The following is a 14124-nucleotide window of genomic DNA, read 5'->3' as shown; positions in this document are numbered from 1 at the left end:
AGCATGCGGTCGAAATTACTCTTCACTGGGCCGGTTCCTGGGCAACGGTGGCGGTGGTGGTGGGCGCGCTGTATTCAGGCTTGAGGCGGCCATGCTCGTCGAGCAGCCAGGCATCCATGACCTGGCGCAGCACCGGCGCGGCCACGCCGGAGCCGGACTCGCCGTTCTCGACCATCACCGAAATCACGATGCGCGGATCCTCGGCCGGGGCGAAACCGACGAACAGGGCGTGGTCGCGGTGGCGTTCCTGGACCTTGTTGCGGTCGTATTTCTCGCCCTGCTTGATCGCCACGACCTGGGCCGTACCGCTCTTGCCGGCGATGCGGTACTGGGCACCGATGGCGGCCTTGCGCGCGGTACCGCGGGCGCCCTGCATCACCTGCTCCATGCCGTGGGTGACCTTGGCCCAGTCGGACTTGTCGCGCAGGATGATGTCTTCCATCGGGTTCGGGTCCACCGGCGGCTGGCCTTCGATGGTCTTGGCCAGGTGCGGACGGTTCCACTTGCCCTTGGCGGCGATCAGCGCGGTGGCCTGGGCCAGTTGCAGCGGCGTGGCCTGCATGTAGCCCTGGCCGATACCGAGAATCAGGGTTTCGCCGGGGAACCAGGCCTGGCGGCGGGTGGCGCGTTTCCACTCGCGGGACGGCATCAGCCCCGGCGATTCCTCGAACATGTCGAGGGCGACCTTCTGCCCGATGCCGAAGCGGTTCATGTAGCTGGACAGCTTGTCGATGCCCATCTTGTGCGCGAGGTCGTAGAAGTAGGTGTCGTTGGACCGCATGATCGCCGTGTCGAGGTCGACCCAGCCATCACCGGTGCGGTTCCAGTTGCGGTATTTGTGGTCGTAGTTGGGCAGTTGGTAGTAACCCGGGTCGAACACCCGCGACGACGAGGTCACCACCCCGGCGTCCAGGCCGGCGATGGCCACTGCCGGCTTGATCGTCGAGCCCGGCGGGTACAGGCCGCGCAGGACGCGGTTGAACAACGGCCGGTCGATGGAATCGCGCAGCTCGGCATAGGCCTTGAAGCTGATGCCGGTGACGAACAGATTGGGGTCGAAGCTCGGCTGGCTGACCATCGCCAGCACCTCGCCGGTGCGCGGATCGAGGGCGACGATGGCGCCACGGCGCCCGCCCAGGGCCTGCTCGGCGGCCTCCTGCAGCTTGATGTCGAGGCTCAGGACAATGTCCTTGCCGGGAATCGGGTCGGTACGCTTGAGCACCCGCAGCACACGGCCGCGGGCGTTGGTCTCGACTTCCTCGTAACCCACCTGGCCGTGCAGCTCGGACTCGTAGAAGCGCTCGATGCCGGTCTTGCCGATATGGTGGGTACCGCTGTAGTTGACCGGGTCGAGGGTCTTCAGCTCTTTCTCGTTGATCCGTCCGACATAGCCGACCGAATGAGCGAAATGCGCGCCCTGTGGATAATGCCGCACCAACTGCGCGACCACTTCCACACCGGGCAGGCGGAACTGGTTCACCGCGATCCGGGCGATCTGCTCCTCGGTCAGCTCGAACAGGATCGGCACCGGCTCGAACGGCCGGCGCCCCTGCTTCATGCGTTTCTCGAACAGCGCGCGGTCGTCCGGGGTCAGTTCCAGCACCTCGACGATGACGTCGAGCACCTGCTGCCAGTCACCGGAGCGTTCGCGGGTCATGCTCAGGCTGAAGCTGGGCCGGTTGTCGGCGATGATCACGCCGTTGCGGTCGAAGATCAGGCCACGGGTCGGCGGAATCGGCTGCACGTGCACCCGATTGTTCTCCGACAGCGTGGAGTGATACTCGTACTGGATCACCTGCAGGTAATACAGCCGGGCGATCAGCACGCAGATCAGCAGCAGGATCGCCACCGCACCGACCACGACGCGGCTACGCACCAGACGGGCGTCTTTCTCGTGGTCCTTGAGGCGAATCGGCTGCGACATTGAAAGGGCTTACAGGCTTATTTGTGGTAAGGGTGCCCGGACAGCACGGTCCAGGCGCGATAGATCTGTTCGCCGATCAGTATCCGTACCAGAGGGTGCGGCAGGGTCAGCGGCGACAGCGACCAGCGCTGTTCGCTGCGCGCACAGACCTCCGGCGCCAGCCCTTCCGGGCCGCCGACCATGAGGTTGACGGTGCGCGAATCCAGCCGCCAGCGGTCCAGCTCGACCGCCAGTTGCTCCGTGCTCCAGGGCTTGCCATGGACCTCCAGGGTGACGATCCGTTCCCCCGGCTGGACTTTCGCCAGCATGGCCTCGCCCTCCTGACGGATCAGGCGGGCGACGTCGGCATTCTTGCCCCGGGTGTTGAGCGGGATTTCCACCAGCTCCAGGGACAGCTCCGCCGGCAGGCGCTTGGCATATTCATGCCAGCCTTCCTCGACCCACTTGGGCATGCGCGAGCCGACCGCGATCAGACGCAGACGCACGACGCTACCTCAGTCCAGGTCTTTGTTGAGCTTGACGAAGTGCTCGTGGGTGTTTTCCGGGCTGTGGTGCTTGCCGTCGGCGGCACGGCTCTGCTCGGCACCCAGCCACAGACGCTCCAGGTCGTAGAACTGGCGGGCAGCGGCGGTCATCATGTGCACGACGACGTCGTTCAGGTCGAGCAGTACCCAGTCGCTGTCGCCCTTGCCTTCTTCGCCCAGGGGCATGACGCCCTTCTGCTTGACGATCTCGCGCACCTTCTCGGCCATCGCGTTGATCTGCCGGTTGGACGTACCGGTGGCGATGATCATGTAGTCGGTCAGGCTGTGCTTGTCGCGCACGTCGATGACCTGGATGTCCTGGGCCTTGACTTCTTCCAGGGCCAGTTTGGCCAGCTGGACCAGCTCTTCGCCGGCGATGTTTTGCTTGGTCATAAAAAACTCGTTCAACTCATTGAAAGCGGCGCCATAAGGCGCCTGCCGTTCTACGCACGATACAGGCCGTGCGTCTCGATATAGGCCAGTACTGCGTCCGGCACCAGGAACCTCACCGACTTGCCGCTGGCCAGCAGCTGTCGGATCTGCGTGGCGGACACCGAAAGCGGTGTCTGCCAGACGAACGAAATGTGCCCCGCCGGGCCGGACATGGCGGTGGGATCGCTCTCCGAGCGCGCAGCCAGCAGGTTGCGCAGCTCGTCGGGTGGTTCGACATCGGCATCCGGGCGTTGCAGCACCAGGATGTGACAGTGTTTCAGCAGCTCTTCCCAGCGATGCCAGCCGGGCAGACCGCAAAAGGCATCCCAGCCCATCAGCAGGAACAGCTGGTCGCTGGCACCCAGCTCGGCGCGCAGCGACTCCAGGGTGTCGATGGTGTACGACGGCTTGTCGCGGGACAGCTCGCGGTCATCCACGCTCAGCCGCTCGACGCCGTCCACCGCGCAGCGGACCATGGCCAGACGATCCTGTGCAGCCACCTGCGGTGTGTCGCGGTGTGGCGGACGGGCGTTGGGCAGCAGGCGCAGCTCGTCGAGCCCCATGTACTCGGCCACCTCCAGCGCGCTGCGCAGGTGACCGATGTGCACGGGGTCGAAAGTACCGCCAAGAATGCCGATCCGCCGGACCGTCGGGGCCTTGCTCAACTCAGCAGGACTCCTGGCCGCGCAACTGGCCGTCGCCGACGACCACGTACTTCTCGCAGGTCAGGCCTTCCAGGCCGACCGGGCCGCGGGCATGCAGCTTGTCGGTGGAAATGCCGATTTCCGCGCCCAGACCGTACTCGAAGCCATCGGCGAAGCAGGTCGGGGTGTTGATCATCACCGACGCCGAGTCCACTTCGGCGACGAAGCGTCGGGCCAGGCCCTGGTGCTCGGTGACGATGGAGTCGGTGTGGTGCGAACCATAGTGGTTGATGTGCTCGATGGCCGCGTCGACGCCGTCGACGATACGGATCGAGAGGATCGCCGCCAGGTATTCGGTGTGCCAGTCTTCCTCGCTCGCCGGGAGCGCCTCGATGACCATGCGAGTGCGCTCGCAACCCCGCAGTTCGACGCCTTTTTCCCGGAATTGGCGGGCCATTTCCGGGAGAAACTCGGCAGCGACGCTGGCATCCACCAGCAGGGTTTCCATGGCGCCGCAGATGCCGTAGCGGTAGGTCTTGGCGTTGAAGGCGATGCGCCGGGCCTTGTCCAGCTCGGCGTGCTCAGCGACGTAGACGTGGCAGATGCCGTCCAGGTGCTTGATCACCGGTACCCGGGCGTCACGGCTGATACGTTCGATCAGGCCCTTGCCGCCGCGCGGCACGATGACGTCGACGAACTCCGGCATGCTGATCAGGGCGCCCACGGCTTCGCGGTCGGTGACCTCGACGACCTGGACCGCCGCCGCCGGCAGGCCGGCCTCGGCCAGGCCGCGCTGGATGCAGGTGGCGATGGCACGGTTGGAGTGGATGGCCTCGGAACCGCCGCGCAGGATGGTCGCGTTGCCCGACTTCAGGCACAGGCTGGCCGCGTCGATGGTCACGTTCGGCCGCGACTCGTAGATGATCCCGATCACGCCCAGCGGCACGCGCATCTTGCCAACCTGGATGCCCGACGGCCGATAGCTCATGTCGCGGATCGCACCCACCGGGTCCGGCAGACTGGCGACCTGGCGCAGACCGACGATCATGCCGTCGATGCGTGCCGGGGTCAGGGCCAGGCGATCGAGCATGGCCGGTTCCAGGCCATTGGCCCGGCCGGCGGCCAGGTCCAGCTCGTTGGCGGCGGACAGTTCGGCGCGAGCGGCGTCCAGGGCATCGGCGGCAGCATGCAGGGCGCGGTTCTTCTGCGCGGTGCTGGCACGGCCGATGACGCGGGACGCCTCGCGGGCGGCGCGACCCAGGCGGGTCATGTAGTCAAGAACGGACTCAGTCATGGGGCTCAGTGTCTTGGCGGAGGGGAAAATCGGATGAGTATAACTGTCACAGGGTTATACGCCCAGCGGTGACAGTCGGATGGTAGGAACCGCAGGAGCTGGCTTGCCTGCGAAGGACCGCAAAGCGCGCAACCTTCTTCTGTGCTGTTCAGCTTCGATAAAGCTTGAAGTTGCTATCATCCGCGAATCATTTCCCGATTCCAGACGCCCCATGCCGCAACCCGCCCCCTGCCCCACCCGCGCCCTGCCCGATTCGTTCTTCGACCGCGACGCCCAGGTCCTGGCCCGGGACCTGCTGGGCAAGATCATCCGCCATCGCCACGGCGCGTACTGGCTGTCGGCGCGAATCATCGAGACCGAGGCCTACTACCTCGACGAGAAAGGCAGCCACGCCTCCCTCGGTTACACCGAGAAACGAAAAGCCCTGTTTCTCGATGGCGGGCATATCTACATGTACTACGCCCGCGGTGGCGACTCGCTGAACTTCAGCGCCCACGGGCCCGGCAACGCCGTGCTGATCAAGTCCGGCTTCCCCTGGGTGGATGCGTTTTCCGATAGCAACAGCCTGGCACAAATGCAGTTGAACAATCCCGATGCCAGCGGTCGGATGCGTCCAGCAGAGCGCCTGTGCGCCGGCCAGACCCTGCTGTGCAAGGCCATGGGCCTGAAGGTGGCGAACTGGGACGCCAGGCGCTTCGACCCGGAGCAACTGTTCGTCGAGGATTGCGGAATCATCGTGCAACACATAATCCAGACCAGCCGGCTGGGCATTCCCCAAGGCCGCGACGAACATCTGCCGCTGCGTTTCGTCGACGCCGAATATGCCCGCTATTGCACGCGGAACCCGCTGCGTCGCGGCCAAGTCGAAGGGCGCGACTTCACTTTTCTGACACAAGGAAACTGACACGATGGGCCCATGGCTCGACAGCCTGACCGGCTGGCTCACCGCGAACCCGCAATGGCTGGGGTTGGCGATCTTTCTGGTGGCGTGCGTGGAGTGCCTGGCCATCGCCGGGATCATCGTGCCCGGCACCGTCCTGCTGTTCGCCGTCGCCGTACTGGCCGGCAGCGGCGCGCTGTCGCTGCATGAAACCCTGCTGCTGGGTTTCCTCGGCGGCCTGCTGGGTGACGCGATCTCCTACACCCTGGGTCGGCGCTTCCACCAGAACATCCGGCGCCTGCCGCTGCTGCGCCATCACCCGGAATGGATCGGCAGCGCGGAAACCTATTTCCAGCGCTACGGCATCGCCAGCCTGCTGGTCGGCCGCTTCATCGGCCCGCTGCGACCGATGCTGCCCATGGTCGCCGGCATGTTCGACATGCCGCTGCCGCGTTTCATCGCCGTCAGCCTGGTCGCCGGCGCCGGCTGGGCCGTGGCCTACCTGCTGCCCGGCTGGGCCACCGGCGCGGCCATGCGCCTGCCCCTGCCGGAAGGCTTCTGGCCACAGGCGGGGGTCGTGGCCGCGGGGCTGGCGCTTCTCGTCGGGCTGAGCATCAGCAGCAGCCTGCGCGCCCTGCCCCGCGGCACCCGCCTGATCGGCGCGGTGAGCCTGGCGATGCTGGTGGCGATGTTCATCGGCTGGCCCTATCTCAACCAGTTCGACCAGGGCCTGATGACGCTGATCCAGGAACACCGCAGCAGCTGGCTGGACAGCAGCATGGTGGTGATCACCCGCATGGGCGACTTCCGCACCCAGTTCATCGCCGCCGCCGTACTGGTCGCCTTGCTGTTCCTCGCCCGGCAATGGCGCCCGGCATGCTTCGCCGCCGCGACACTCGGTGGCACGGCGGTGTGCAACGCAGCACTGAAATGGTTCTTCGCCCGTGCCCGCCCGGAAGTGCTGACCGATCCCCTGACCACCTACAGCATGCCCAGCGGCCACAGTTCGGCGTCGTTCGCCTTCTTCCTGACCCTGGCGGTCCTGGCCGGTCGCGGCCAGCCGCCGCGCATGCGCCTGACCTGGATCCTGCTGGGCTGCCTGCCGGCGCTGGCGATCGCCACCTCACGGGTCTACCTCGGCGCGCACTGGCCGACCGACATCCTCGCCGGCGGCCTGCTCGCCTGCTGTGTCTGCGCAATCAGCCTGAGCGTGATCCAGTACCGTGAGCCGCTGACCGCCATGCCGCTGCGGGTCTGGTGGCTGATCCTGCCAGCCGCCGTCGGCGTGCTCGGCTTTTTTGCCCTGCACGCCCTGCCGCACGCCTTGCTGCGTTATCAGTACTGAGGTTCAGGCGAACAGTTCGCCCTGGATGCGATCGAGCAGCGACTGGATGGCCACCAGTCGCTGGGTCGGCGAGTCGATGGCCAGAAGCTTCAGCTTGTCCTGGTCATCGAACGGCAGCAGATAGGCCAGCTGATTGGCCAGGGCCTGCTTGCCGCTGACCCCGCTGGCCATGTCCAGACCCGAGACCATCGGGTGCTCGGCCAGGGCCATGAGCAACGCCAGCAGGTCATCGTCGTCCTCGTCGAGCGGCTCATCGGCCTGCTCGTCGAGCCAGCGCACGTCGGCCACCAGCAGATGGTCCTTGCGCACTTCGAAGTCATCGACCATGAAGCGTCGCTCGCCCTTGACGCGGATGCCCAGCAAGCCGTTGTCCTGTTGCTGGAAGTCCTCGATCAGCGCCTGGCAGCCGATGCCGGCGAAGGATTCCGGAGCCTTGCCGACCTGTTCGCCCTCGATGATGCAGACCACGCCAAAGCCTCCGCCCTGCTTCATGCAGCGGCCGATCATGTCCAGGTAACGCGCCTCGAAGATCTGCAAATCCAGGTTGCAGCCGGGAAACAGCACGGTATTCAGGGCAAACAGGGGCAAACTCATTGAGGCTCCTCAAGCAACCAGACTGACCGCCAGCGGCAGGAATACCGCGGTAGCCACACCCATAAGGCTCATCGCCAGGGCCGCGAAAGCCCCGCACTCTTCACTTTCCTGCAAGGCCACCGATGTCCCCACCGCGTGGGCGGTCAGGCCCAGCGCCATGCCCCGGGCCTCGGGACTGCGCACGCCGAGACGGGTCAGCAGCGCCGGACCGAAGATCGCCCCGATCACCCCGGTGATCAGCACGAACACCGCGGCCAGGGCGGCCACACCACCGATCTGCTCGGCCACCAGCATGGCGATCGGCGAGGTCACCGACTTCGGTGCCAGGGTCATCAGGATCATGTGCTCGGCGCCGAACCACCAGCCCAGCAGCAGGCAGATACCCGTGGCGAACACGCCTCCGACTACCAGCGTAGTAAATGTCGGCCAGAACAGTTGGCGGATGCGCCGCAGATTGAGGTAGAGCGGTACGGCCAGGGCGACGGTGGCCGGGCCGAGGAGGATGTTCATGATTTCCGTGCTCTTGCGGTACTCGGCGTAGGTCAGGCCGCAGCCGAGCAGCACGCCGACCACCACCAGCATCGAGACGAGCACGGGCTGGAGGAAGATCCAGCGGGTCTTTTCGTAGGCGGCGATGACGATCTGGTAGGCCGCCAGGGTAACGCCGATGCCGAACAGCGGATGGTGGATCACCGCCTGCGTCGCGCCATGCCAGTCGAGCATCATGGGCGCTCCTCGCGGTGCTTGCCGCGGTTGATCAGCTTCTGCATCAGCACGCCGCAGAAGGCCATGGCCAGCACCAGCGAGAGCACCAGGGCGCCGGCGATGGCCCAGAAGTCGGCGACGATATCGGCGGCATAGACCATCACCCCCACCGCCGGCGGCACCAGCAGCAACGGCAGATAGCGCAGCAGGCTGGAAGACGCCTCGCTCAGCGGCGCCCCGACCTCGCCACGCAGCATGAGGAAGATCAGCAACAGCACCAGGCCGATGATCGGCCCGGGCAGGATCGGCACCAGCAGGTGATTGATCGCCGTTCCGAGCAACTGGAACAGCACGAGCCAGGTCAAACCGCGCAACAACATCGCATACCTCCCGTCGAAACCGGCGACCATTATAAGCATGCTATCGACCGCTCTATACCCCGACATTCGCCCCAGCCATGGGCACTTGACCGAGCCATCTGCGCGTGCTGATCTTAGGCACTCGTATCTTTGTTGGTCACAAATAATTCAAAGAAACTCAGGAGAGTCGCGATGCCCTATGTACCCGTTGCAGAGCTGTCGCAGTACGTTGGTAAGGAACTTGGACGTTCCGAATGGCTGAAGATCGACCAAGAGCGTATCAACCTGTTCGCCGAGGCCACCGGCGACTTCCAGTTCATTCATGTGGACCCGGCGAAGGCGGCAAAAACGCCATTTGGCAGCACCATCGCCCACGGTTTTCTCAGCCTTTCGCTGATTCCCAAACTGATGGAAGACATCCTGGTCCTGCCCGAAGGACTGAAGATGGTGGTCAACTATGGCCTGGACAGCGTGCGCTTCATCCAGCCGGTGAAGGTCGACTCGCGGGTGCGCCTGGCGGTCAGCCTCAGTGAAGTCACCGAGAAGAAACCCGGCCAGTGGCTGCTCAAGGCCACCGCCACCCTGGAAATCGAAGGTGAAGAAAAGCCCGCCTATATCGCCGAACCGCTCTCCCTCGCTTTCGTCTGACCCCGCCTTACCGAAGCGGCCTACGGGCCGTTTCGCCATATCCCACGTTGTGCGGCATACTCGGGGCTTCAACCGCCCGGACCCTGTCATGCGCTCACTCGTTCCATTCGCCCTGATTCTGCTGCTCGCCGCCTGTGGCGACGGTGAGTCGCTGTCGCCACCCGATGCCCGCCTGCCCGATGGTGGACGCTACCGGGGCGAGGTGGTCGACGGCCTGCTGCAGGGCGAGGGACGCATCGACTACCCCAACGGCAGCTGGTACGCCGGCCATTTCAAGAACGGCCAGTGGGATGGCGACGGCGAGTGGCACGGCAGCAACGGCGAACTCTATGTCGGCCAGTTCCAGCAGGGTCTGTTCCACGGCCAGGGCAAGCTGACCACGGCCACCAGCAACTACAGTGGCGGCTTCAAGCTTGGTCGCCGCGACGGTGAAGGCATCCTGCGCGACAGCAGCGGGCATTACCGCGGCCAGTTCAAGGACGACCAGTACAACGGCGCCGGGCAGCTGGTGCTGGCCGATGGCAGTCAGTACCAGGGCCAGTTCGCCAAGGGCAAGCCGAATGGCGAAGGTGTGCGCAGCGACAGCAGTGGCAACCAGTTCAGCGGCAAGTTCGTCGATGGCGAGCTGAATGGCACCGGCACCTTCAGCAGCGCCGAGGGCGACCAGTACATCGGCGAGTTCAAGGCCAACCATCTTGAAGGTCGCGGGCGTTATGAAAACGCCGACGGCGACGTGTGGATCGGCGAGTTCAAGGACGGCTCGCTGACCGGCGCGGGCGAACTCTTCGCCGTCGATGGCAGCCATTACAAGGGCGGCTTCCGCGAATGGCGCTTCGCCGGCAAGGGCCGCCTGCAACTGGCGGACGGCAGCGTGTACACCGGCGGTTTCGACAACGACGCCTACCAGGGCAGCGGGCGCCTGGTGCTGAGCGATGGCAAGGTCGAGGCCGGGCACTGGATCAACGGCCTGCGGGTCCGTGACGAACAGGGCCAGTTGTTGTCCGACCCGCTGGAAGAAGCCCTGCTCAACCAGGGCGCCCTGCTCGAAGGCGAACTGGCGCAGGTGCCCGTCTCCTCCGCCGAGATCGAGCTGTACAGCCTGGTCCTGGCCGGCGACGGCAACCAGAGCGTGTTCCTGCGCGAAGCCGACTACGTCAGCGAGATGCTCAAGACCCGCTTCGGCGCGATCGGCCAGATCACCCTGGTCAACCACCGCGACCACCTCGCCGACCGCACCATGGCCACCCGCGAGAATCTGGCCCGCGCCGCTCGGCGCCTGGCCGAACGCAGCGGCCCGGAAGACCTGGTGTTCGTCTACCTGACCAGTCACGGCAGTCACGAGCACGAACTGGTACTGGACCAGCCGCGCCTGCAACTGGCCGACCTGCCCGCCGACGAACTGGCCGCCGCCCTCGCCCCGCTCAAGGAGCGCGACAAGGTAATCGTCATCTCCGCCTGCTATTCCGGAGGCTACATCGAACCGCTCAAGGACGAACGCACCCTGATCATGACGGCCTCGCGCGCCGACCGGGTGTCCTTCGGCTGCTCCGAGGAAGCGGACTTCACCTATTTCGGCGATGCCCTGTTCGCCCAGGCCCTGAACCAGACCGACGATCTGCAACAGGCCTTCGAACTTGCCAGGACCCGTGTGGCCCAACGGGAACAGGCTGAAGACTTCGAAGCGTCCGAGCCGCAGTTATGGGCGCCGAAAGGGGTACTGGCACATTGGCAGAAACTGCGCCAGCAACAAGCCCGCAAAGCCTTGCAAAGTACCGCCGCGCCCAAGGAAAAAAGCGTCACCAGCCACTAAGCTGATGTGTATCAAGGGAGAAACATTATGTACTTGACGCCGCAGCACATTCTGCTTGCCGGAGCTACCGGCCTCACTGGCGAACACCTGCTCGATCGCCTGCTCAACGAGCCGACCATCAGCCGCGTGCTTGCTCCCACCCGCCGGCCGCTGGCCGAACACCCGCACCTGGAAAACCCGGTCGGCGACCCGGCGGTGTTTTTGCCGCAATTGAGTGGCCGGGTCGATATCGCCTTCTGCTGCCTGGGCACCACGATCAAGCAGGCCGGCTCGGAAAATGCCTTCAGGGCTGTCGACCTGGACATGGTCGTGGCCTTCAGCAAACGCGCCCGGGAGATGGGCGCGCGGCACCTGCTGGTAGTCAGCGCGATTGGCGCCGACGCGAAATCGGCGGTGTTCTACAACCGGGTCAAGGGCGAGATGGAAGAAGCGCTGAAGGCCCAGGACTGGCCGCAACTGACCATCGCCCGGCCTTCGCTGCTGCTGGGCGAGCGCGCCGAGCCGAGGCTGGCGGAGAAGGTGGCGGGGAGTCTGTCGCGGCTGATTCCGGGCAAGTACCACGGCATCGAGGCCTGCCAACTGGCGCGGGCACTGTGGCGCCTGGCGCTGGAAGAGCAAGACGGGATCCGGATCGTCGAGTCCGATGAATTGAGGAAATTGGGGAAATAGCTTTGGGGCCGCGTTGCGGTCCCAAAACCTCAGAGCCCACCGGAAGCCTGGAACCCCACACCCAACGCAGTCAACACCGACAACGGCAACAGCAGCGTATCCAGCAGCGCACTCCCCGGCAGGTCCAACCCCGGATACGCCGGTGCTTCAGCGCCGAAGCGATCCTGCGCGCAACACCCGCCCTGCAACGCATACAGGTCCAGCCGCGTCCCGGAGTAGACCACCGGCGCCCCCGGCTTGGCCGCGTCGAGGGTCCGTACCGTGGCGCAACCACTGAGAGCCAGTAGCCCCATCAGCAGCGCCAGCGGCGCAATCTTCACTCCTCGCCACCGAGGTGATGCTCGCCCCAGCGCGGCAGCATGTCCTGGGGAATGTTCAGCAGGTTGAGAATCCGCGCGACGACGAAGTCCACCAGGTCATCGATCGTTTGCGGCTGGTGGTAGAACCCGGGAGCGGCCGGCAGGATCACCGCGCCCATCTGCGACAGCTTGAGCATGTTCTCCAGATGGATGGTGGAGAACGGCGCCTCCCGCGGCACCAGGATCAGTTGCCGACGCTCCTTGAGGGTCACGTCCGCCGCCCGCTCGATCAGGTTGTTGCAGGCGCCGCAGGCGATAGCCGAGAGGGTCCCGGTGGAACAGGGCACCACCACCATCGCCGCCGGCGCGCCGGAGCCGGAGGCCACCGGCGACATCCAGTCTTCCTTGCCATAGACGCGAATCTGCCCGGCACTGGCGCCGGTGTATTCGGTGAGGAACGCTTGCATCGCCTGGGGCTTGGCCGGCAGCACCACGTCGGTCTCGGTGGACATCACCAGTTGCGCCGCCTTGGAAATCAGGAAGTGCACCTCACGGTCTTCCCGTACCAGGCAATCCAGCAGACGCAGGCCATACTGCGCCCCGGAGGCGCCGGTCATGGCCAGGGTGATGCGCTCCGGCCCGCTCATCCGCGCAGCGCCTCGGCCAGCTTGCCGTGCAGGCCACCGAAGCCGCCGTTGCTCATGATCACCACCTGGGTGCCGGCACGGGCCTGGCCCTTGACCCGCTCGATGATGGCTTCGAGGCTGTCGGCGACGACCGCCGGCACCGCACACTGCGCCGCGGTGGCGGCAAGGTCCCAGCCGAGGTTCGGCGGGGCGTACCAGATCACCTGGTCGGCGTGCTTGACACTTTCCGGCAGGCCATCACGGTGGGCGCCCAGCTTCATGGAGTTCGAGCGCGGCTCGATCACGGCGATCACCGGCGCGTCGCCGACACGCTTGCGCAGGCCGTCGAGGGTGGTGGCGATGGCCGTCGGGTGGTGGGCGAAGTCGTCGTAGATGGTGATGCCGTGCACCTCGGCGACCTTTTCCATGCGCCGCTTGACGCTCTTGAACGCGCTCAGCGCGGCAATCCCCATGGCCGGGACCACGCCGACATGACGCGCCGCCGCCAGGGTCGCCAGGGCGTTGGCGACGTTGTGCTGGCCGGTCAGCTCCCACTCGACCACGCCCTGCACTTCGCCCTCGAAGCTGACCTCGAAGCGCGAACCATCGGCGCTGAGCAGGCGCACCTGCCACTGGCCACCGGCACCGGTCGTCTGCACCGGGGTCCAGCAGCCCATCTCGATGACGCGCTGGAGGGCCGGCTCGGTGGTCGGGTGGATCACCAGCCCTTCGCTCGGGATGGTCCGCACCAGGTGATGGAACTGCCGCTCGATCGCCGCTAGATCAGGGAAGATGTCCGCGTGATCGAATTCCAGGTTGTTGAGGATCGCGGTGCGCGGACGGTAGTGGACGAATTTCGAGCGTTTGTCGAAGAAGGCGCTGTCGTACTCATCCGCCTCGACCACGAAGAACGGCGTAGCACCCAGGCGCGCCGACACCGAGAAATTCTGCGGCACGCCACCGATAAGGAAACCCGGGCTCATCCCGGCATGCTCCAGGACCCAGGCCAGCATGCTGCTGGTGGTGGTCTTGCCATGGGTGCCGGCCACCGCCAGGACCCAGCGCCCCTGCAGCACATGGTCGGCCAGCCACTGCGGGCCGGAGACGTAGGGCAAGCCCTTGTTCAGTACATATTCCACCGCCGGGTTGCCCCGCGACAGCGCGTTGCCGATCACCACCAGGTCGGGCGCCGGGTCCAGTTGCGCCGGGTCGTAGCCCTGGGTCAACTCGATGCCCTGGGCTTCGAGCTGGGTGCTCATGGGCGGGTAGACGTTGGCATCGGAGCCGGTGACATGGTGGCCGAGCTCCTTGGCCAGTACCGCCAGCGAGCCCATGAAAGTGCCACAGATACCAAGAATATGAATGTGCATG

16 protein-coding genes are annotated in these 14124 nt (G+C 65.6%); 5 read left to right on the top strand and 11 right to left on the bottom strand.

Annotated features, from left to right (window positions below):
- Positions 1-22 precede the first annotated feature (22 nt).
- The 5 genes from mrdA to RTI28_RS11525 are packed head-to-tail and all read right to left on the bottom strand — an operon-like array spanning position 23 to position 4818.
- Positions 23-1924, bottom strand: a complete 1902-nt coding sequence (mrdA, locus tag RTI28_RS11545) for a penicillin-binding protein 2 (RefSeq protein ID WP_316920570.1) — start codon at positions 1922-1924, stop codon at positions 23-25.
- 17 nt (positions 1925-1941) lie between these two features.
- Positions 1942-2409, bottom strand: coding sequence for a 23S rRNA (pseudouridine(1915)-N(3))-methyltransferase RlmH (gene rlmH / locus RTI28_RS11540; protein WP_042123718.1), 468 nt, complete (start codon positions 2407-2409; stop codon positions 1942-1944).
- A gap of 9 nt (positions 2410-2418) precedes the next feature.
- On the bottom strand, positions 2419-2841 hold the full coding sequence (gene rsfS, locus RTI28_RS11535) for a ribosome silencing factor (RefSeq protein WP_042123715.1): 423 nt from the start codon (positions 2839-2841) through the stop codon (positions 2419-2421).
- Positions 2842-2891: 50 nt separating this feature from the next.
- On the bottom strand, positions 2892-3545 hold the full coding sequence (nadD, locus tag RTI28_RS11530) for a nicotinate-nucleotide adenylyltransferase (RefSeq protein WP_316920569.1): 654 nt from the start codon (positions 3543-3545) through the stop codon (positions 2892-2894).
- 1 nt (position 3546) lies between these two features.
- On the bottom strand, positions 3547-4818 hold the full coding sequence (locus RTI28_RS11525; RefSeq protein WP_316920568.1) for a glutamate-5-semialdehyde dehydrogenase: 1272 nt from the start codon (positions 4816-4818) through the stop codon (positions 3547-3549).
- A gap of 211 nt (positions 4819-5029) precedes the next feature.
- Here RTI28_RS11525 and RTI28_RS11520 point away from each other — a divergent pair, with 211 nt between their 5' ends.
- Positions 5030-5722: a DNA-3-methyladenine glycosylase gene (locus RTI28_RS11520; RefSeq protein ID WP_316920567.1), complete on the top strand. Its 693-nt coding sequence runs from the start codon at positions 5030-5032 to the stop codon at positions 5720-5722.
- Between the two features lie 4 nt (positions 5723-5726).
- On the top strand, positions 5727-7043 hold the full coding sequence (locus RTI28_RS11515; RefSeq protein WP_316920566.1) for a bifunctional DedA family/phosphatase PAP2 family protein: 1317 nt from the start codon (positions 5727-5729) through the stop codon (positions 7041-7043).
- A 3-nt stretch (positions 7044-7046) separates the two neighbouring features.
- On the opposite strand, the gene RTI28_RS11510 is transcribed toward RTI28_RS11515, so the two are convergent.
- The 3 genes from RTI28_RS11510 to RTI28_RS11500 are packed head-to-tail and all read right to left on the bottom strand — an operon-like array spanning position 7047 to position 8722.
- Complete coding sequence (locus RTI28_RS11510; protein ID WP_316920565.1) at positions 7047-7637, bottom strand: LON peptidase substrate-binding domain-containing protein; 591 nt, start codon at positions 7635-7637, stop codon at positions 7047-7049.
- A 9-nt stretch (positions 7638-7646) separates the two neighbouring features.
- On the bottom strand, positions 7647-8363 hold the full coding sequence (locus RTI28_RS11505) for an LrgB family protein (protein WP_316920564.1): 717 nt from the start codon (positions 8361-8363) through the stop codon (positions 7647-7649).
- Positions 8360-8722, bottom strand: a complete 363-nt coding sequence (locus tag RTI28_RS11500) for a CidA/LrgA family protein (RefSeq protein WP_042123700.1) — start codon at positions 8720-8722, stop codon at positions 8360-8362. Before RTI28_RS11500 ends, RTI28_RS11505 begins: the two co-directional genes overlap by 4 nt.
- A gap of 171 nt (positions 8723-8893) precedes the next feature.
- Between RTI28_RS11500 and RTI28_RS11495 the strand changes: the two genes are divergently transcribed.
- From RTI28_RS11495 to RTI28_RS11485, 3 genes are all read left to right on the top strand, one after another.
- Positions 8894-9349 carry a MaoC family dehydratase gene (locus RTI28_RS11495; RefSeq protein WP_316920563.1) on the top strand — a complete coding sequence of 152 codons (456 nt, stop codon included), beginning with the start codon at positions 8894-8896 and terminating at the stop codon, positions 9347-9349.
- An 88-nt stretch (positions 9350-9437) separates the two neighbouring features.
- A complete protein-coding gene (locus tag RTI28_RS11490) occupies positions 9438-11159 on the top strand; it encodes a C13 family peptidase (RefSeq protein ID WP_316920562.1) in 1722 nt (573 codons plus the stop codon).
- Positions 11160-11186: 27 nt separating this feature from the next.
- On the top strand, positions 11187-11828 hold the full coding sequence (locus RTI28_RS11485) for an oxidoreductase (protein WP_316920561.1): 642 nt from the start codon (positions 11187-11189) through the stop codon (positions 11826-11828).
- A gap of 29 nt (positions 11829-11857) precedes the next feature.
- On the opposite strand, the gene RTI28_RS11480 is transcribed toward RTI28_RS11485, so the two are convergent.
- The 3 genes from RTI28_RS11480 to mpl are packed head-to-tail and all read right to left on the bottom strand — an operon-like array spanning position 11858 to position 14123.
- The gene (locus tag RTI28_RS11480) at positions 11858-12121 is read right to left on the bottom strand and encodes a YceK/YidQ family lipoprotein (RefSeq protein WP_401253039.1); all 264 of its coding nucleotides are present in this window, start codon (positions 12119-12121) and stop codon (positions 11858-11860) included.
- Positions 12122-12144: 23 nt separating this feature from the next.
- Positions 12145-12774: a flavin prenyltransferase UbiX gene (gene ubiX, locus RTI28_RS11475; RefSeq protein WP_042123689.1), complete on the bottom strand. Its 630-nt coding sequence runs from the start codon at positions 12772-12774 to the stop codon at positions 12145-12147.
- A complete protein-coding gene (gene mpl / locus RTI28_RS11470; protein WP_316920560.1) occupies positions 12771-14123 on the bottom strand; it encodes a UDP-N-acetylmuramate:L-alanyl-gamma-D-glutamyl-meso-diaminopimelate ligase in 1353 nt (450 codons plus the stop codon). The genes ubiX and mpl overlap by 4 nt, the downstream gene beginning before the upstream one ends.
- Position 14124: the final 1 nt, after the last annotated feature.

Origin of the sequence: Pseudomonas sp. zfem002 (assembly GCF_032621685.1) — a bacterium.
GTDB lineage: Bacteria > Pseudomonadota > Gammaproteobacteria > Pseudomonadales > Pseudomonadaceae > Aquipseudomonas > Aquipseudomonas japonica.
The sequence above is the reverse complement of the archived record's forward strand: the minus strand, read 5'-3'. Positions and strand labels throughout refer to the sequence as shown.